This is a genomic window from Microcystis sp. 0824 (genome assembly GCF_003112475.1).
Taxonomy (GTDB): Bacteria; Cyanobacteriota; Cyanobacteriia; order Cyanobacteriales; family Microcystaceae; genus Microcystis; species Microcystis aeruginosa_C.
The window spans coordinates 184,866-204,403 of record NZ_BDSM01000013.1 but is presented as its reverse complement, the minus strand read 5'-3'; the positions used below and the strand labels follow the sequence as shown (position 1 = coordinate 204,403).

The following is a 19,538-nucleotide window of genomic DNA, read 5'->3' as shown; positions in this document are numbered from 1 at the left end:
AATGGGGGAGTGGGGGAATGGGGGAATGGGGGAATGGGGGGGTGGGGGAATGGGGGAATGGGGGAATGGGGGAATTTCCACTAAAACCCTAAAACCCCAAAACCCTAACACCCTAAAACCCAACACCCATATTTCAAGCTAAAGAAACACCTTTGCGTTTAAAATTTAAGCCCTTTTTGGAGGATTTTGTGGCGGTTTCCCCCGCCAGAATATTGGCTTCTTTTTCCTGTTTTTCGATGACGGGTAATTTAAAAATTACGCCCGCGAATATCCAGTAATAAACGGCCACAGGATCCGTATCGAGGGCATACCAATAGGGAAGATAGGCAACAAAGACCAGCAGAACCGAATAACTACCAGCGAAACCTCGCAGGGTGGTATCTTTGAGGGAACGATAGGTGCGAAAGGCCAGATAAACTAGATAGGTCATGAATATCATGTACAAGGTAAAACCAATGTATCCCAACTCGAATAAAACTTTACTGTGATAGGTTTCCACAAAGGAAATATCACCGAAAATCCTAGCAGAAGCTGTGGCCACACCAAGTCCACGACCTAAAATACCGCCCTGATTACGGATAGCAAAATCCAACTGTTCTTGAATAAAAGCGGTGGGGGGACTGGCTTGCCAACGGCTGATGGCACTATCGTAGCGTTGTTGGACAAAATCGGGGTTAAGGAAAGAAAAACCGATAGCTAGAAGTAAAGTGGTGGCAAAAATGATCGGCAAAAATCGTTTTAAGTTAGCGATTTGTCCCGTAAGAATCGTTATCAGACCAACAATCATCGGTACGGCAAAGAAAGCTAATCTTTGCCCAGAGACCACTGCATTAATAAAAACTAGGGTTAAACCCACTAGGGCTGCTAGTCGCCATTTTTGGGAAATTTCACTAAAGGCACTGGCATAACAAATTACGGCACTAGAGACCAAAAACCAAGCCCAGTGCCAGGGGGAAACAAAAGTACCGGGTAAACGGATCATATTCACTTCTGGACTATACACTAATCCCCCACCGACCAAACACCTTGCCTCTAAGGTGGCTTTGAATAGTGCATCAGCCACGTAGCCTCTAGTTCCTGCACAACGACCGGTTTTCAGCATCCAGTATTGCATTAGTCCTAGGACACAAGAAATAATCACTAAAGTCACCAAAAGACGACCAAAAAATAATAGGGTGGGTTTATCTTTAATTAAGTAATAAGTGCAGAAGATCAAGGGGACATAACCTAGCAAAACTTTAAATCCTAATAGTCCTTGCAGAAAAGTCTCACTTTCCCGACAGGGAACCCCAACTAAAAAGCCGTTTCTGAAAACTCTCAGTCCTTCTACAGATGCACAAGTAGGCAGAAATTGTCTCTGTAAATTGACGGCTAATAGACAGACTACGCAGAAAACAAAGATTAATAATAGGGTTGTACCTAATTGTTTCGGGACAATAATCGGTAATCGATTTTTTCGACATTCTAAAACTAAGGCGATTAAAGCGGGTAGATAAAAGATATCTTTACTGATCTGGAGGATTTCATTACCTCCCAACCAATAGATAATAGTGCCAGTGAAGGGGACATAGATAATAAATGTCCAAAGAGCCGTGCGAGGATAGCTAAAGGAGAAAACTCCTAAAATTAAGGCTAAACTTACTGCAGCTCCTATCGTGGCATCAAATAATAAGCTGAGGGGTAATCCGATCAAAATTGCTGCACAAATGGCAAAAATAATCAACCCCGTTAACTTTTGTTTCCTTTGCCTTTCTTCTTTTTTGAGGGCAAGTTTCTCTTTGATGTTAAGCGGGGGACTATCAGCTTTTGTTTGGCCCTGTTTATGCTTTTTTTTCTGGCGATCGATACTTAGTCCGGTCATAATTAGGCCTTGCTACGCTACGCTAAGGGCATTATAATCCCTGTCCCCCTCGATCGACTACAAAAGATAGCTTCGCACCGCTTCCACTAGCCTTTCTGTCCAAAAATTGGCTAATTCTAGGGTTTCTGCTTCCACCATCACCCGAATTAACGGTTCTGTCCCGGAAGCTCGCACCAAAATTCGGCCTTTTTCTGCCATGGCTGTCTCAGCTTTGCCGATTTCCCGCCGTAAAGGTTCACATTGCTGCCAATTACGTCGCACTTCTCTATCTTCCACCCGCACATTGCGTAAAATCTGCGGATAGGTGACAAAGCTATGATCGACTAAATTAGCCAAGGAAACCGCCGATTTCTGCACTAAAGCCGCTAAATGTAGGGCGGTTTGCATTCCATCCCCGGAAACTCCGTAATGATGGCAGAGAATATGGCCGGATTGTTCACCCCCTAGCATGGCTCCAGTTTCCCACATTTGCGCCTGAACGTGCTGATCGCCCACGGCAGTGCGCAAGAATTGACCCCCCAGTTTTTGCCAAGCGCGTTCAAAGCCTAAATTAGCCATCACCGTCGCCACTAATAACCCATCGGGTAGCTGTCCTGCTTCTAAGAGGGAACGACCCCAAAAATAGAGGATATAATCGCCATCTACTACTCTACCCTGACTATCCACGGCCAAGACTCGATCGGCATCGCCATCGAAGGCAAACCCTAAATCCGCTTGCTGATTAATCACCGCCGCCTGTAAGCTTTCTAAATGGGTAGAACCACAATTAACGTTAATGCGATCGCCATCGGCTCGATCGTGTAGGCAGATAACTTCCGCCCCCAAGGCTTGGAATACTAAAGGTGCTAGGTTAACGGCTGCCCCCCAAGCTAGATCTAAAACTATTTTTAATCCCGATAGGTTAATATCCGTCCCGACGGAATCAATCACAGCTTGATAATATTTTTGGATTAATTCGGGACAAAAAGTCGCTTTTCCCCAATTTACCGGTTTATCTGCTAATTCTAAATTGCCCCTTAAACCCGCTTCTATCTGTGCCGCTAAACTGCCAGATAATTTTAAACCGCTGCTGTCAAAAAATTTAATGCCGTTATCTTCAGGAGGATTATGACTGGCAGAAATCATGATCCCCCCCATCGCCTCGCTTTCTCTGGTTAAATAGGCGACGCAGGGAGTGGGACATAATCCCAGTTGCCAGACCTCTATTCCCGCCCAAGTTAAACCCGCAGTGATAGCATTGGCTAACATATCACTGGAATTACGCGAATCTTGACCGATAATTACCGGTTTGGTGACACCAGCTTGATTTTTTAATACCTGTCCCGCCCAAAATCCGATTTGTAGCGCTAGGGGGGCAGTTAATAATTCTCCCACTTGGCCGCGAATTCCGTCCGTGCCAAACAGGGGTGATGACGGTAATTCGATCAAACCCCCTAAGGATAACAGGGGATGCGATCGAGCTTTTTGCCCATTTTGATAAGATAGAGAAGTTACCATGGCCGATTTCTTTCCTCACACAACACATTCAGAGGATAACATTATCACCGATTTTTTAAAATCAATGTTCCCAGTTGACCTTAATCCTCCTCCCAGGGTTCCTGACAGTCTGGGGAGATGGGTGTGGGGTGTAGGGTGTGGAAATTATATAGCGGTTCTCACACCTGTGTGGCACAGTTTAACCTTTGCTAATTAAGCTTTTCACCATCGATAATGTATCTCTTGCGAACAGGAAACGCTATAATTACAATCATGGACCAAACTAATCGCTAACCTTAAAACAGTTAGTAGTCGCTTAATTATAGCGTTTCCCAATCTCATGAGGTACACCAAAATCTTAACTCCTGAATCCCGAATCCTGACTCCTGAATCCTGAATCCCGAATCCTGACTCCTGACTCCTGACTCCTCAAAACCTAAGACTCTGTACCTCACAACTATGGGAATTGCTATAAATTATGAATTATGAATTGGGGTTTAGGGTGTAGGGTGTGGGAATTATAAATTATGAATTATGAATTGGGGTGTGGGGTGATGGGGAAGTGGGGTGTAGGGTGTGGGGTGTGGGGTGTGGGGTGTGGGGTGTGGGGTGTAGGGAAATGGGGAGAATAAATAAAAATAATCTCCTGTCTCCTGAATCCTGTCTCCTGAATCCTGTCTCCTGAATCCTGTCTCCTGAATCCTGTCTCCTGAATCCTGTCTCCTGAATCCTGAATCCTGCCTCCTGCATAAAGATTGTTGATTTTTGCCGGAGGTCTAAGCAAGGAACCGAGGTTATTTGGTAAGCTGAAACGGTAATCTTGACCCCCGAATGCCCGTGCTGATCAGTGTTGTCATCCCCACCTACAATCGCCAAGCAATCTTAAAAAAATGTTTAATCGCCCTAGAAAATCAGCGTTTAACCGATAATAAGGTGGAAAACTACGAAATAGTCCTTGTCGATGATGGCTCTACCGATGGGACGATCGCTTGGCTAGAAAGTCAAAAGGCTAATTTACCCCATCTGCAACTGTGGCCACAGGATCACGGCGGACCTGCAATAGCTAGGAATCTGGGGGTAGAAAAAGCTCGTGGTGATACAATTATTTTTATCGATAGCGATCTGGTAGTGACAGAAAATTTTTTGCAAGCCCACGCCGACGCTTTAACCGCCGGGGCAGCAAGTCTCGGCAGCGATCGCTTATTTACCTACGGCAGCGTCATTAATACCTGTAACTTCGAGCATCCCACCAGTGAACCCTATAAAATCACCGATTTCTCCGCCGCCTATTTTGCCACGGGCAACGTGGCGATCGCCAAAAAATGGTTATTAGCAGCGGGATTATTCGACACCCAGTTTCAACTCTACGGTTGGGAAGACTTGGAATTAGGAGTGAGATTGAAGCAATTAGGACTAAAATTAATCAAATGTCCTGAAGCTGTCGGTTATCATTGGCATCCCCCCTTTAATCTCGCCCAAATTCCCAATCTCATCGATAAGGAAATTCAACGGGGACGAATGGGAGTGCTTTTCTATCAAAAACATCCCACCTGGGAAGTGCGGATGATGATTCAAATGACTTGGATTCATCGACTGTTGTGGGGTTTACTTTCCCTGGGGGGAACCCTGAATGAACGCAGCCTCTCCCCGCTGTTACAATGGTTGATCGATCGAGGTAAACCGCAATTAGCCCTAGAAATTGCCCGCATTTTTCTCAATTGGTACAACGTGCGCGGCGTTTATCAAGCTTATCGGGAAATGCAGCCTCAGTGAAATGTCTTGGCGAACACCGATGCGGTGTGACAGGATTTAGCATCGACAACCGACTCCCTAAAACCAGAGACTTTGTACCTCACCATCGAGATAACTGCCCTAAAGGGCAACATTTGCCCAGAAAAACTGAATATTTTCTTTCTTTTTCTGATAATTGCCTCCACAATCAAAAGCAATCGGCAGCGAGGGCGGCGGAAAATACTAACCACATTTGCCCCTTGTGGATTATCGTCTGAGATTGGGCATATTAGAAGTAAATTTTCCTAGAGGAGGAATCCCATAATGAATATTGTCGATATTTTAATCGGTTTTGTCGGTGGAGGTGCGATCGGGGGTGGAGCTTTATATGCCCTCCAAGAGGGAAAAATCAGGGAAGCACTGCAAAAATATGAGAAAATTCAGGCCGCTTTAGGTGAAACCGAAGCAGAGTTAAAAGACACCCAAGGACAGTTAAAACGACTCGAACCCTCCGAAGAGCGGATTGCCAATATCGAAGCCACCTATAGAGAAGAAGTGGCTAAATTACAAAAAGAGTTAGAAGACAGCCAAAGACGTTTACAAGAGGCAGCCAGCGCAAATCCAGTTCAAGCCATGGAAGTTGCCTATAAAACCCAAATTCAGGAACTTGAACAGGAATACGAAACTAAAATCGAGGAATTGCGCCAAAGCTATCAAAGTCAAATTCGCGAGATTATCGACGGGAAGCAAGCAGAAATGGAAGCCCTGCGTCAAAGTCAACAGGTGCAGATTCTAGAATTAGAAAATGGCTATCAGTCGCAAATTCAACAACTAGAACAGGGTTATCAAAGCCAACTTTTAGAACTACAAAACGCCCCCCAAGCATTAGTGGCGGAACTTTCCATTCAAGAAGATGATCAACCCACTCAAATTGTTGAACCCTGGGATGATTTTCCCGATAGCCCCAGTGTCGAAGACATCAATCCCTTTGATGATTTGATCACTGAAGAAAATCTAGATTCGGCGGCGGAATTCACTCCTGAGATGGAGATGTTTGGCCAAGAGGAAGAAACTAGAACGATCAGTAGCCTGGAAGAATTATCGGGTAATTACGATCAGATATACAGTCAAGAAACCGTTGGCAATGACACGGGTTTCTCTGATTTATTAGCCACCGACTCAGAAAAATTCGCTGCTGCCCCAAATTCTCTAGATGACTTATTTGCCGATACTGCTGACAGCGATATACCCGAATTATTCGATCCTTTTGCCGCAGAAACCCCTAAAGTTGAATCTAACGGCAAAAATGTTGCTTCTGTTCCGATTGACCAAGAAGAACTTGATTTCTTCAGTATGTGGGAGAATGAAGAAATCGGCGATCTAGAATCCCCACCTTCTGAGGAAGAACTGCCCCTTGATGATCTATTTAGCGATGATTTGTTCTCGGATTGGGACAATACCAAAACCACAACGCCAGAATCTCATCAGTAGGCAGATTGCCCGCTATGAAGGCAGAAGACAGAATTTCTTCCCCACCCGATTTCTGGCTTCTGACTTTCTGATTTTTTTGCTGTTTTCAGAGATAAAACTTAGAATATCAGCTGTTGACCATCTAAATTAGGGGTTGCTGAATAAATCTAAAAACCTTGTTGGATAAGACTTTTAGACTTTTTGTCAATCAAAAAGTGCCAGCCATTGGGGGGATCGGGGGATTTCCCCTATATCATCGGCTCAACCATAGAGGCTACTTTTCCTTGTCTCCCCATTTGCTTACCATAAGACAGTAAAAAAAATCTGTATCAAAAGTAGTAGACATTAGAAAAAAAAACAAATATGATTGGGGAGGATGCTCTGTATCCACTTAACTTTAACTTAAGGAGATTTCATGATGAAACTCGCTAATGCGTCCCTCGCTTTATCCACAGCCACCTTCGGCCTAATGTTGGGCGTGGCACAAAACGCCGAAGCGGCATCATTGCCCTATCGCATTCCTGGTGTCACCGTCTCGAGTTTGACCGGTACCACCACAAATACTGCGGGCGGTTACAACATAAACGATATTGTCAACGGGAGAGGGTTGCCCAGTAACATACCAAGTCTGACGGGAAATCACGCCACCACGGCTGCTGGTAATTCTTGGCGGTCGGTTCTCGGTCCATCTTATCCTATCGGGATTACTTTTAATCTCAATGGTACCCGTGAACTGGCTGGATTTAGTTTCTGGAATGCAACTGGCATTCAGTCAAGTTCTGGGGTTAAAAACGTGACGTTTGAATACTCCACTGATGGAACGAATTTCTTTGCTTTAAATCCGATCTCCTTCAACGGTGTCGCTGGTGCTTGGACTGGTGCCTTCACCCAAGGAGGTGCAGCTGCACAATTAGTCGATTTTAAGAAAGTCCAAGCGACTCATGTTAGATTCAATATCACCAGCAGCTATGGTGGTGCCAATCGTGTTGCCATCAATGAGGTTCAATTTAAGGCAATCCCCGAACCTTCTGCTTCGCTTGCCCTGTTAGCCTTGGGTTTAGCGGGTGTTGGTTTGAGAAAAAGAATTTAATTTTCGGATGGTAGGTTGGGTTACACGATAACACCCTAGGATTGTATTTCTTGGGTTTCTTTGCCAAGAACCAACCTACTTACTCGGAATCTTCGGTCAAGTTGCATCAATGACCGTCAGAACAGGAGGAGTCCCGAGGTGACAAAGACCCACTAAATCAAAACCCGAGCCGGAAAAACTAGAAAAACAGCCCTAGGGTTGCTTGCGAGTGCTATAAAGGTAGATAGTCATCTCGATTGCCTAATCGTCCTAACTATGCCACGCACTCAACGTAACGATAATTTTATTGATAAATCTTTTACCGTCATGGCGGATATCATTTTAAAGATACTCCCCGCCAATAAAAAAGCCAAGGAAGCCTTTGTTTATTATCGTGATGGGATGTCTGCCCAAGCTGATGGTGAATACGCCGAAGCCCTCGATAATTACTATGAAGCTTTAACATTAGAAGAGGATCCTAATGATCGCAGTTATATCCTCTACAATATTGGCATTATCCACGCTAGTAACGGCGAGCATGAAAAGGCTTTGGAATACTACGAAGAAGCTATCCAACTTAATCCCAGAATGCCCTCCGCTCTGAATAATATCGCCGTTATTTACCATTTTCAAGGGGAAAAAGCCAGGGAAGACGGCCGACAGGCCGAAGCAGAAGCACTCTACGACAAAGCGGCAGAATACTGGAAACAAGCCATCCGATTGGCCCCCAATAACTACATTGAAGCCCAAAACTGGCTGAAAATCACTGGGCGATCGGAAATTGATGTTTTCTTCTAAATTGAGGAGTCAGGATTCAGGAGTCAGGAGTCAGGAGTTAGGAGTCAGGAAATTGGTTGTATTTATTCTCCCCAATTCATAATTCATAATTTATAATTCATAATTTCCACTCCCCCACTCCCCAATTGATCATTCATCATTCATAATTCCCCATTTCTCCCATGATCGATCGAGCTACAGTTGAAAAAATCGCCCATTTAGCCCGTTTAGAGATTAATAGCAGCGAAGAAGAACAATTTGCGGGGCAATTAAGCGGGATACTGGATTATTTCGAGCAGTTAAGCGAATTAGACACGGAAAATGTGCCACCCACCACGCGAGCGATCGAAATGCAAAATATTACTCGCACCGATAGTAATAGACTTTATCGCGATCACGAGGTCTTAGTGCAGGAATCGCCGGCCTCGGAAGGGGATTATTTCAGGGTTCCCCGTATTCTCAACAGCGACGAAGACTAAATCAGTGATCAGTGATCGGATGTGAGTTTTCAGTTCACTGATGACCGATCACTGATTTAGATGTCATCTAGGGTTTTTGCTGCTATCTTGGACTAAGATCAGACCTAGCAAGGAGACATAATATAATGATCGCATCCCAAGATCTGGCACCATTTCAGCTTATTTCGAGCGTAGAATCGGCATCAACAGAATTTAGGCCCTGGGGTTCCTTCACCACCCTAGAAGAGGGTCCTGGTTATAAAATCAAGCGAATTGAAGTGAATCCGGGTCATCGTCTCAGTTTACAGATGCACTACCATCGCAGTGAACACTGGATTGTGGTTTCGGGGACGGCAAAAGTCACCTGTGGAGATAACGAGGAAATTCTCGGTGCTAATCAGTCCACCTATGTGCCGCAGTGTACCACTCACCGTCTGGAAAACCCCGGGGTAATCAAATTGGTATTAATTGAAGTGCAGAATGGGGAATATTTAGGAGAGGATGATATAGTGCGTTTTCAGGATGATTATGCTCGTCATCAGAGCTAAGACCCTGTTTAGGGAGACAGAAAGGCAAGAAACTATATTTTCGCCCCAAAAACCTTTTTAGGTTATTCTGCCTGACTGTCTTCCCTGCTGTCAAGGCTTGTCAATTTCTAGAAAAATTTCCTTTTCGGGCCGGGTAGCGGTTTTCCTCCATGGCAGAAAAATAAACTTCCCCTAGACCCTGTGTGGGAAGCTTGAGGAAAGCTGGGCTAGGGGAAATAATTTATTCCTTTGCTGGATTAACTTTAGCATATAACTCTCATTTGTCAGGACTATAACAGCCAGATGTCAATTCTGTGACAAATGCGAGTTTTCAGTTTACTGATTGCTGGTTACTGATTACTGGTTACTGTCGTCCACCTATTTTCTGAGAATTATAGAGGTACTTGTAAAGATTTGTTACAAGGAAACGAGGAAAAATCTGAGGACAGGGAAACAAGAAAAGATTATCGACGGGGATCAAGGATTTCAGCAGGAAATTGGATTGGGGATCAACAGAAACCGATTGTAAAGTTTTCGATACCTCTCGCCGATTCTTGTAATAGTTCGATACGTATAACATAGATGATCGGCGATGATTGTAAATTTATATTGCGAATAGCTCATTTTCTTCGGTGTTTTTCCTATACTGGTCTTCATCAACTTTGAGCCGACGTGCAGAAAAGTTAGACCACCAAGTTTGTAAGAGGTCAGGAAGATGCAATTAACCGCAAGAAATAACTGGGGCTACGTTTCTTTAGCAATGCTAAAAAGCTTTCTTCTCTGGAGTTTCGTCCTCACTGTCTGTTTATTAGTAGTGGGATTTCCTTTAGTAGTATTAATGATGACAGTGGGAGCATTGTCGGCGATTATCTTACAGTCAGTTTTACCGATTAGTTCCGTGCTTTTAGTGGCGGGAATGATTATTGGTATCAATATTTTGGCTATCCTAATTAGTGCCGCTTTATTAGCAGCAAAAGGTGTTCATCCCCATGAAGTTAGCTGGCTGCACTGGTTACACGGTGAGGTAAAAACCTCTCATCAAGCTGTTTATGCTTCTTGTCCCCTAACTTGCGGGATGATTCATTAAATCTGATTTTCTTACAGCGGAATTGCTTACCTTTTTTCTATTTAGATTTATTTAAGTTTTCAACTGTTTTATCGGTTGACTATACACACTCCAAGCTAGTGCAACCCGGTAAAACCGGGTTTTTTCATCGTTATTGAGCTAAAGCAGTTATCTAAATAATGGGGAGTCGGTCTTCGCTCAAATTAGGTTAAACTTCATCTATTATGAGAAAGGCCGTAACTGAATATTAGAAGATAGGGAGATGAGAGCTTTTTTGCTGTGGTTGATAAGTACCTAAGCAAAATTAGAACGTAGGTTGGGTTGAAGCATGAAACCCAACGCCCGCATGGGTTACGCTACCGCTAACCCATCCTACAAATAATTGTACTAGGAAATTTATTTTGCAAGACTACTTAAACAGTAATCAGTTAACTGAAAACTCACATCTGATCACTGATCACTGATCACTGATAACTAACCGGTATAATGGGCGAGAAAACCGGAAAAAATCGATGTCTAGCCTTCCAGAAACCGACAATCCCAGTTACAAGGCCATCTTAGCGGCATTAAACCATTTAATCAGCGTTGTTGCCCGTTTACGAGACCCAGAAAGCGGCTGTCCTTGGGATTTAGCGCAAACCCCGGAAACCCTGATTCCCTACGTTATCGAAGAAGCTTATGAGGTGGTAGCGGCGATTAAAAGCGGTGATAAAACTGCCATTGCCGAGGAATTAGGCGATTTACTGCTACAGGTGGTTTTACAAGCCCAAATTGCCAGTGATGAGGGTAATTTTAGCCTAGAAGAAGTGGCTAGAGGCATCACCGATAAATTAATTCGTCGTCATCCCCACGTTTTTGGGGAGCTATCCCTAGAAAATCCCGAACAGGTGCGTCAAAATTGGGAGAAAATCAAAGCTGAGGAAAAAAATGACCCGACTATTAGCGGCAAATTAACCCGTTATGCCCAAACTTTACCACCCTTGATGGGGGCGATGAAAATTTCTCGGCAAGCGGCACGAGTCGGTTTTGAATGGGAAAATATCGCAGGAGTCTGGGAAAAATTCGGCGAAGAGTTGGCAGAATGGCAAGAGTCCCTAGAATCGGGCGATAAAGAGCATCAACAGGCAGAATTAGGCGATTTACTCTTTACTATTGTCAATCTTGCTCGCTGGTATGATTTAGACCCCAGTATCGCTTTACAAGAGACTAATCTGCGTTTTATTCAACGTTTTTCCCTAGTGGAATCTGTGGCAGAAAAGCCTCTCCATGACTATACACTAGAGGAATTAACAGTTTTTTGGCAGCAAGCGAAAGCTAAGTTAAACCAACCATCATCCTGGCAATAATGCAAGAGCAAGAAATTAATAAGGACAAATCTAAGAGTTTTTGGGCTTCTATTCGAGAAAATCTGCAAATTATCGCTATAGCTTTAGTTTTAGCCCTACTGATTCGCACTTTTGTGGCTGAACCTCGTTTTATCCCCTCTGATTCTATGTTACCCACTTTAGAACAGGGCGATCGCTTAGTGGTGGAAAAACTTTCCTACGATTTCCATCCTCCTCGACGGGGGGATATCGTCGTCTTTGAACCGCCGGCACAATTACAATTACAGGGATATCAAAAGGACCAAGCTTTTATTAAAAGAGTGATTGCCACCGCAGGGGATGTGATTGCTGTCAAGGAGGGCAAAATTTACCTGAATAATCAACCCTTGGCAGAGGATTATATTCTCGAACCGCCTCAATATAATTTAATGCCTTTGCTCGTGCCGGAAAATAATTTATTTGTCATGGGAGATAATCGCAATAACAGCAATGACTCCCATATCTGGGGGTTTTTACCGAAAAATAACGTGATTGGTAGGGCGGTTTTTCGCTTTTTTCCTTTTAATCGTTTGGGGATTTTAGGGGGGAATAGCTAACCGGAATTTTTAGTCCTGAGGATGTTGAACAATTAAGACGGAACAGGGGGCATGATGGAGAACATAATTACTCACACTACCTAAGAATAACTCTCCTAGACCCGATCGCCCACGCCGACCGATGACAATTAAATCAATATTTTCCTCTCGCGCCACTTTACAGATAGTTTTGGCGGCATGACCGTAAATTTGCCGGTATTCTCCCTTTACACCCATTTCTCCCGCCTGATTAGCTCTTTTTTGCAACATTTCTACCCCTTTCTGCTCGAATTCTTCCCATTGTTGCCGCCAAAAATCGAGAGTGAGATCATTACCCTGGGCGGGGTAAATATCGGCTAAATTGGGCGGAATCGGTAAAGGGCTATAATCTTCTTCAGGGGAAAGGACGTGCAGTAGTAGAAGGTTAGCTTCGTACTTACTGGCTAAGGATACAGCCTCCTTAAAAACACTCTCCCCCATCTCTGATAAATCTATTGCTATCAAGATTTTTTGATACATTTTTCCACCTCTGCAACCATGCCTTATTTAACGGAATCCGACGCTATTAGGAATGCGATCGATCACTTTTCTCATTTTCCCATTCTTTGGTTAGATACGGAAGTGGCCGATTACGATAGCAAGACTCCCCGTTTGTCTCTGATTCAAATTCTTGCCGATTCCACGGACTTAACGGGTGAGCGGGTGACAATTTTGGATGTTCTCGATCGACCCGATCTTACTAACTATTTTATCACTAAAATCATGCTGGTTGACCGGATAGAAAAGGTTTTTCACAATGCTAGTTATGATTGTAAATTTTTGGGCGGTAAAAGCAAAGTTAAAAAAATTACCTGTACCCTAGAGTTAGCTCAAAAGGTTCCCTGCTATAGCGTTTCCTAAGCTAGTAAGGTACACCTGTTTTTCTTCCCCTTTGCCTTTTGCCTCTTGCCTTTTGCCTAAAACCCATAACTTTTGTACCTCAGCAGACTGAAAAACGCTATATATTGCTCCCTTACCCAATTATCAACTGAAAACCGTGGTCGAATGTCTTTGTCATTTTCCCGCTATTGATAAAAGTGAACAGGGGGGTAATTGGGGCAAAAGACCTTTAACTGCGGCCCAGCTAGAATATGCACAAAAAGACCCCGTATATACAGCCCAAATCCATCATCGTCTTTTGCAGCTTTCCCATTTAATTACTCCCGATCCTGCGGGTGAGAATCTGGAAAGATTAACTAATCGTTATTGGGAAATTTACCAGCAATGGAAGATTTTAGATACAGAGATGGAACATCTCAAGGAACGTTTAAAGTCGGCAATGATTAAGCAAGAAGCTGCGGAGATTAACGGGTTTTCGGTCAGTTACCAAAATCGCACCAGCAAAAAAGTTAAACTGGCCGAATTAGCCAAAGTTGTCTATTTATCGGGCCAGGATAGCCAAATATCTCTTTCCTTGACTAATGATCTGCTCAAAGAATTGGGAGATTTAGCCCAAGGGTTAACCATCGAGGAAACTCGCCAAAAAATCAGTCAATTGACCATCAAACAAAGTGAAGCTGACTTGAGATGATGATAACAGAATTCATCGGATAGGGGATAGGAGTCAATACCAAATTAGGTTATACTTGATGTGGATGAGAAAGGCTGTAATAGCTAGAAAAAATTGCTTGCGGGGATAATCTAAATGACTGTAAAGATCGCTTATCTGGGGCCGGTGGGAACCTATTCAGAAACAGCCGCTTTAGCATATGCTAACAGTTTACCACCCCAGCCTCATCAATTAATACCCTATCCTAGCATTGCCTTGGCCTTGCGATCGGTTGTCCAAAATCAGGCCGATTTAGCAGTAGTCCCGGTGGAAAATTCCACCGAGGGAAGTGTGGTAATGACTCTTGATGCTTTATGGCAATTACCCGGGTTAAAGATTCAACAAGAATTAGTTTTACCGATTTCCCATGCACTTCTATCTCCCAGACAATCGCTAACAGAAATTAAAACTGTTTATTCCCATCCCCAAGCTTTAGCCCAATGTCAAAAATGGCTAGAAAATAATTTACCTACCGTGCCGATTATTCCCACAAATTCTACCACAGAAGCGATTCAAATTCTCGATCGAGAGACTAATTCGGCTGCTATTGCTTCTCCCCGGGCTGCCAAACTCTATAATGTACCAATATTAATACAACCAATTAATGATTATCCCGATAATTGTACCCGTTTTTGGGTAATGGCTTTAACTTCCCATCCCCAAGGTGAACGAATGTCCCTCGCTTTTCAAGTTTTAGATCAACCGGGTGCTTTAGTCAAACCCTTAGAAGTTTTTGCCAAACGTCAGCTTAATTTATCTCGGATCGAATCGCGACCAACGAAACGATCTTTAGGTGAATACATATTTTTTATCGATCTAGAAATTAATCCAGATCAACAGCATTTAATCGCGGCAACTTTAGAAGAATTAACCAATTATACCGATGCGATCGAGGTTTTTGGTGCTTATAAGGTGGTTAATTTACCTGTAGAAATTTTAGAGGAATTATAAACTAAATTCCCCAGAAATTACAGGAGTTAAATAGAGATATTTTAACTTTTAAGAGAGGGAAGAATCGGCAAAGATAAGTTTTCCTCTGGGGTAGAATCAAGCTTTTTTTCTGCAACTAGAGGAAGAATAATTTCCACGGTTGTTCCTAAACCTTGACCTTGACTAGAGATAGTAATATCTCCCCCCATCATTTTCATCAAATTCTTAGAAATAGCCAATCCTAAACCCGTACCGCTAAATTTTCTAGTTGTGGAACCATCAATCATCACAAAAGGACGGAATAATTTTGATTGCTGCTGGGGGTCTATACCGATTCCTGTATCGATTATAGTCATAATAGCCTGTGGATGTTCTAAGTGAGTTATTAAAGAAATTGTGCCTCTATCAGTAAATTTAATTGAGTTAGAAATAACATTCAAAATTACCTGTTTTAATTTAGTGGTATCAGCATAAACTATCAGATTTTCTGGACAGAAAAGTAAATTTAATTTTAAGCACTTAAGTTGCAGCGATGCTGTTTGTAAATTAATAACTTCATTGATAATTTGGTGTAAATCTACTGGTTCAGGATTAACGGAAAGTTTGCCCGCTTCTATTTTAGCAATACTGAGAATATCATCAATAATTTCCAAAAGATGTACGGCCGCATTATCCGCTTGTTGCAGATATTCTTTTTCCTCCTGCTCACTACTACAAAATCCATCCATAACGCAACGAATTGAGCCAATAATACCATTAAGAGGGGTGCGTAATTCGTGGGAAGTATTCGCCAAAAATTGGTTTTTTAATTGATTAGCATTTTCCGCTTCTTGCCGACTCTTAACTATTTCCTCTCCCCAAAGACGTAACCTTTCGAGCATTTCCTCTAGGGCCGAGGCTAACTGATTAATTTCTCGAATATTAAAGTTTTGTAGTGTAATCTTTTGGGAAGGAATTTTCTGAATATTTAAGGCATAATCTCGCAGTTTTTCTAAAGGTATAGCTAAATCCCTAGCAATAAGTACAATAACTACTAAATAAGCTAATAATAAACCAGAAATTAGATAAAAAATTGCCTCCCAAATTTGTTGTAGAGGAGCGAGAGCTTGGGAGAGGGGACTAATGGCTAAAACTATCCATTTTTGGGATGATTCTCTCGTAACTGGACTGGGGAGGGAACTATAGCCAGCGACTAATTCTTTGCCATCTTTCTCGAAAGAAAATAAATGGAGAAATCTCTGTTGACCTCTAACAGCATTATTGATGATCAGATTGAGACGTTCAGCATCAGCTTCTTCACTGATATGGCTACCAATGCGATCAAAATAGGGATGAGCGAGAATAATGCCATTTTCAGAAATAACCACGGGATAACCCGATAAAGAACCGGGTAAAACCTTCTCACTGTAAAGTAGAGAAGTTTGCAGAATCAGACTAGATTGTAATTGTCCTTGATGATCGTAGATGGGAACGGCAAAAACTAATTCTAATTGACGATTATTATTGGGAGATTTAGTGAGAAATTGCTTGGGTAAACTTCTCACTAAAATATTTTCGATATTACCAGCAAAGCCAGTCCGTTTTTCTGTCCATCTTTCTAGAGGCAAAACTTTGATAACTTCTGGTTCACAGGCTCGATTTAATAAAGGTTTCTTGGTTTTAATATCAATTAATCCCACACAGTTAATCTGATTAGGAAGCTGCGCCGTGAATTGTTGTAAAAAAGCTTCTTTTTCGGCTAAGGTTCCCTGTTTTAAAACCAGACTTTCGCCAGCAGTGATAAGATTAGCCTGCAAAAATTGAATTGATTGATCAATATTATCTGCCTTTCTGACGGCACTTTCGGTAAGATTTTGACGGGCTGTTTCCAAAAAAGCCGATCGCGCCTTACGATAGGTAACATAAACCCCCATTAGTAGTACAGGTACACTAACCAGGAGTAAGCGAGAGAGAAGAATACGACGAAAGGAGGATTGACCGATAGACATAGGCAGAAATTGGTTTGATTCTTGCTATCAAACTCCAGACTATACTAGCCTATTCACCAATCAGACCAGGTGATATCCCTCATCATTTGCCATGAATCATCCTCACACCACCGTTATTTTAGCCATGAGTGCCGATGGTAAAATTGCCGACGCCTACCAGTCAGCGGCCAGATTTGCCTCTGCTACCGATAAAATGCGTCTAGAACAACATTTATCGTCCATGGATGCCGCTTTATTCGGTGCTAACACCCTGCGTGCTTATCACACCAGTCTTCCTATCCGTCATCCCGATTTTCTCGCATACCGTCAACAACGGGGATTATCCCCGCAGCCGATACAGATCGTTTGTTCTCATTCAGGCCAGCTTGATCCCCAGATGAAATTTTTTCAGCAGCCTTTCCCACGCTGGTTAATCACGGCAGCGGAAAAAGTGGCAGCATGGGAAAATCGGGGTTTATTTGAGCTTGTCTTAGTCTGCGGTGATTGGAAGGCTATTTTTAGTCAATTTACCGTCCTAGGTATCAAAAAACTGGCGATTCTGGGAGGAGGTGAATTAATTGCCTCTCTTTTAGCTGAAGATTTAATCGATGAAATCCATCTAACCATTTGTCCTTTGCTGTTAGGAGGCAATAAAGCGGCAACTCCCCTGGGAGGCACTGGATTTATGGCTGATTCTGCCAGAAAATTACAACTTTTGAGCGTGGAAACCGTGGAAGCAGAAATTTTCCTACATTATTCCCTTGAACGGGAGTCCCACAAATCTCAAAACTAGATTACCTTAAATAAAAAGGTTGACTTATCTTGTCCCATGGTAGAACAGCTTAAACCTCAATATTCTGTGGCTTGGATTGATAAAATGAGTGAGATTCCCCAACAAAAATGGGATGCTCTCGCTCAACCCCTAACTACTCCCTTTCTAGAGTGGGAATGGTTACATAATATCGAAACTTCCGGCAGCGCCACGGGACGCACCGGGTGGCAACCTGCTCATCTCACAGTTTGGCGCGGTACTGAGTTAATTGCCGCCGCTCCTTTGTATATTAAAAGTCATAGTTACGGTGAATTTGTCTTTGACCACCAATGGGCAGATCTTTCCCACCGTTTAGGGATTAGATACTATCCGAAACTGTTAGGAATGACTCCTTTTACTCCGGCGGTGGGTTATCGTTTTTTAATTGCTCCGGGGGAAAATGAACTGGAAATTACTGCTTTAATGATAGGGGCGATTGATCATTTTTGTGATCAAAATCATCTGTCGGGTTGTCATTTTCTTTTTGTGGATACCCAATGGCGAATTTTAATGGAAAATTTTGGCTTTACTCCCTGGTTACACCATAGTTATATCTGGAATAACAAAGGTTTTCACAATTTTGAAGATTACCTGACGGTTTTTAATGCTAATCAACGGCGCAACATTAAACGGGAACGGAAAGCGGTGACTAATGCGGGGTTAATTATTAAAACTCTGGCCGCCGAAGAAATTCCCCATCATTTATTCCCGTTAATTTATCGGTTTTATAGCAGTACCTGTGATAAATTTTACTGGGGAAGTAAATATCTGACACAGAAATTTTTTGAACAATTATATCCGAATTATCGTCAGCGAGTGGTTTTGATTACTGCCTACCAGAATGAAAAGGATACTAAACCGGTGGGTTTATCTTTTTGTATTCGCAAAGATACTAATCTTTATGGTCGTTACTGGGGCAGTTTTCAAGAGTACGACTGTTTACATTTTGAAGCTTGTTACTATCAACCGATCGATTGGGCAATTAGTCAAGGTATTACCATGTTTGACCCTGGAGCGGGAGGACAACACAAAAAAAGACGGGGTTTTCCCGCCACTGCTAATCACAGTTTACACCGTTTTTATCATGGCAAAATGACTCAAATTCTCCGTAATTATATCCAAGAAATTAATCAAATGGAACAGGAAGAAATTGATGCAATCAATCAAGATTTACCCTTTTCTAAGAGAGAAATTGAGTTCAATGAGTAATTTAGATAGGGTTTGTACTTGGGTGCAATCAACTATGAATACGAGGTTCCGGGTGCAGATTGGCTAAAATCTCACTTTCGAGCGCCGCTAGAGTTTCTAAACGTTGCTCGATCACTGTCCGTTCAAAATAATCCGCTGCTAAGAGCCAATAAATACCATAATGACGGGCTTCGGAAGCCATTAAACCGCGATAAAATTGAGCTAATTGAGGATCGGGACAATATTCTGCCAATAAACCTAATCTTTCGTGGGAACGCGCCTCGATTAAAGCTGATATTAACAGCGAATCCAAAAGGCGATCGGGTTCTTGGTGACGAATCTGGGCCTTTAATTTAGCACCATAAGGGGGAGAATTCAAAGGAGCGAGGGGAATTCCCCATTTATCTAACCATTGATTGACCTGTTCAAAATGTTCTAATTCCTCTTGCGCGATCGCCGTTAATTTCCGCACGAGGGAAGCGTAGGAAGGATAACGAAACATGAGATTTAAGGCCACTCCTGCCGCTTTTCGCTCACAATGGGAATGATCGAGCAGAATAATCTCTAAATTATTAATTGCCTGTTCTATCCAATCCTCAGAGGTGGCAGTGACTAATAAATTAATCTTTCCCATCGTCGCTGATTCCAATTTGCTGCATCTTTCACCCTAACCCAAAAAGTCGAACAACACCAGTCAAAAACTAAGGACACGGCTTCTG

General features: G+C 42.7%; 19 protein-coding genes. 14 read left to right on the top strand and 5 right to left on the bottom strand.

Annotated elements, in window-relative coordinates; translation table 11 throughout:
- Nucleotides 1-133 precede the first annotated feature (133 nt).
- Complete coding sequence (hpsL, locus tag N0824_RS05820) at nt 134-1,861, bottom strand: hormogonium polysaccharide biosynthesis protein HpsL (RefSeq protein ID WP_108936054.1); 1,728 nt, start codon at nt 1,859-1,861, stop codon at nt 134-136.
- A gap of 57 nt (nt 1,862-1,918) precedes the next feature.
- Nucleotides 1,919-3,358 carry a phosphoglucosamine mutase gene (gene glmM, locus N0824_RS05815; protein WP_108936053.1) on the bottom strand — a complete coding sequence of 480 codons (1,440 nt, stop codon included), beginning with the start codon at nt 3,356-3,358 and terminating at the stop codon, nt 1,919-1,921.
- 810 nt (nt 3,359-4,168) lie between these two features.
- Between glmM and N0824_RS05800 the strand changes: the two genes are divergently transcribed.
- The 9 genes from N0824_RS05800 (at nt 4,169) to lepB (ending at nt 12,356) form a co-directional block, all read left to right on the top strand.
- Nucleotides 4,169-5,110, top strand: a complete 942-nt coding sequence (locus N0824_RS05800) for a glycosyltransferase family 2 protein (RefSeq protein WP_108936050.1) — start codon at nt 4,169-4,171, stop codon at nt 5,108-5,110.
- Between the two features lie 282 nt (nt 5,111-5,392).
- Entirely contained in the window at nt 5,393-6,559 is a 1,167-nt protein-coding gene (locus N0824_RS05795; RefSeq protein ID WP_108936049.1) for a hypothetical protein, read from the top strand.
- A gap of 397 nt (nt 6,560-6,956) precedes the next feature.
- The gene (locus tag N0824_RS05790; RefSeq protein WP_108936048.1) at nt 6,957-7,628 is read left to right on the top strand and encodes a discoidin domain-containing protein; all 672 of its coding nucleotides are present in this window, start codon (nt 6,957-6,959) and stop codon (nt 7,626-7,628) included.
- A 255-nt stretch (nt 7,629-7,883) separates the two neighbouring features.
- Entirely contained in the window at nt 7,884-8,405 is a 522-nt protein-coding gene (locus tag N0824_RS05785) for a photosystem I assembly protein Ycf3 (RefSeq protein WP_002803355.1), read from the top strand.
- A 161-nt stretch (nt 8,406-8,566) separates the two neighbouring features.
- Nucleotides 8,567-8,863, top strand: a complete 297-nt coding sequence (gene gatC / locus N0824_RS05780; RefSeq protein ID WP_108936047.1) for an Asp-tRNA(Asn)/Glu-tRNA(Gln) amidotransferase subunit GatC — start codon at nt 8,567-8,569, stop codon at nt 8,861-8,863.
- A gap of 125 nt (nt 8,864-8,988) precedes the next feature.
- Nucleotides 8,989-9,390 carry a phosphomannose isomerase type II C-terminal cupin domain gene (locus N0824_RS05775; RefSeq protein ID WP_108936046.1) on the top strand — a complete coding sequence of 134 codons (402 nt, stop codon included), beginning with the start codon at nt 8,989-8,991 and terminating at the stop codon, nt 9,388-9,390.
- 694 nt (nt 9,391-10,084) lie between these two features.
- Nucleotides 10,085-10,456, top strand: a complete 372-nt coding sequence (locus tag N0824_RS05765; RefSeq protein ID WP_108936044.1) for a hypothetical protein — start codon at nt 10,085-10,087, stop codon at nt 10,454-10,456.
- A 491-nt stretch (nt 10,457-10,947) separates the two neighbouring features.
- Nucleotides 10,948-11,781 carry a nucleoside triphosphate pyrophosphohydrolase gene (gene mazG / locus N0824_RS05760; protein ID WP_108936043.1) on the top strand — a complete coding sequence of 278 codons (834 nt, stop codon included), beginning with the start codon at nt 10,948-10,950 and terminating at the stop codon, nt 11,779-11,781.
- On the top strand, nt 11,781-12,356 hold the full coding sequence (gene lepB / locus N0824_RS05755; protein WP_108936042.1) for a signal peptidase I: 576 nt from the start codon (nt 11,781-11,783) through the stop codon (nt 12,354-12,356). The genes mazG and lepB overlap by 1 nt, the downstream gene beginning before the upstream one ends.
- A 9-nt stretch (nt 12,357-12,365) precedes the next feature.
- On the opposite strand, the gene N0824_RS05750 is transcribed toward lepB, so the two are convergent.
- Entirely contained in the window at nt 12,366-12,854 is a 489-nt protein-coding gene (locus tag N0824_RS05750; RefSeq protein ID WP_108936041.1) for a universal stress protein, read from the bottom strand.
- A gap of 18 nt (nt 12,855-12,872) precedes the next feature.
- On the opposite strand from N0824_RS05750, the gene N0824_RS21545 reads away from it, so the two are divergent.
- The 3 genes from N0824_RS21545 to pheA all read left to right on the top strand — a co-directional run bounded on the left by N0824_RS21545 (nt 12,873) and on the right by pheA (nt 14,874).
- Complete coding sequence (locus N0824_RS21545; RefSeq protein WP_255420511.1) at nt 12,873-13,235, top strand: hypothetical protein; 363 nt, start codon at nt 12,873-12,875, stop codon at nt 13,233-13,235.
- A 103-nt stretch (nt 13,236-13,338) separates the two neighbouring features.
- Nucleotides 13,339-13,905 carry a hypothetical protein gene (locus tag N0824_RS21540; protein ID WP_306438737.1) on the top strand — a complete coding sequence of 189 codons (567 nt, stop codon included), beginning with the start codon at nt 13,339-13,341 and terminating at the stop codon, nt 13,903-13,905.
- A 114-nt stretch (nt 13,906-14,019) separates the two neighbouring features.
- On the top strand, nt 14,020-14,874 hold the full coding sequence (gene pheA / locus N0824_RS05735; RefSeq protein WP_108936040.1) for a prephenate dehydratase: 855 nt from the start codon (nt 14,020-14,022) through the stop codon (nt 14,872-14,874).
- Between the two features lie 41 nt (nt 14,875-14,915).
- Here pheA and N0824_RS05730 read toward each other — a convergent pair whose 3' ends face one another.
- Entirely contained in the window at nt 14,916-16,841 is a 1,926-nt protein-coding gene (locus tag N0824_RS05730; RefSeq protein ID WP_108936039.1) for an ATP-binding protein, read from the bottom strand.
- Between the two features lie 91 nt (nt 16,842-16,932).
- Between N0824_RS05730 and N0824_RS05725 the strand changes: the two genes are divergently transcribed.
- Nucleotides 16,933-17,613, top strand: coding sequence for a RibD family protein (locus N0824_RS05725; protein ID WP_108936038.1), 681 nt, complete (start codon nt 16,933-16,935; stop codon nt 17,611-17,613).
- Nucleotides 17,614-17,649: 36 nt separating this feature from the next.
- Nucleotides 17,650-18,840: a GNAT family N-acetyltransferase gene (locus tag N0824_RS05720; RefSeq protein WP_108936037.1), complete on the top strand. Its 1,191-nt coding sequence runs from the start codon at nt 17,650-17,652 to the stop codon at nt 18,838-18,840.
- Nucleotides 18,841-18,868: 28 nt separating this feature from the next.
- On the opposite strand, the gene N0824_RS05715 is transcribed toward N0824_RS05720, so the two are convergent.
- On the bottom strand, nt 18,869-19,453 hold the full coding sequence (locus tag N0824_RS05715; protein ID WP_108936036.1) for a tRNA-(ms[2]io[6]A)-hydroxylase: 585 nt from the start codon (nt 19,451-19,453) through the stop codon (nt 18,869-18,871).
- Nucleotides 19,454-19,538 lie beyond the last annotated feature (85 nt).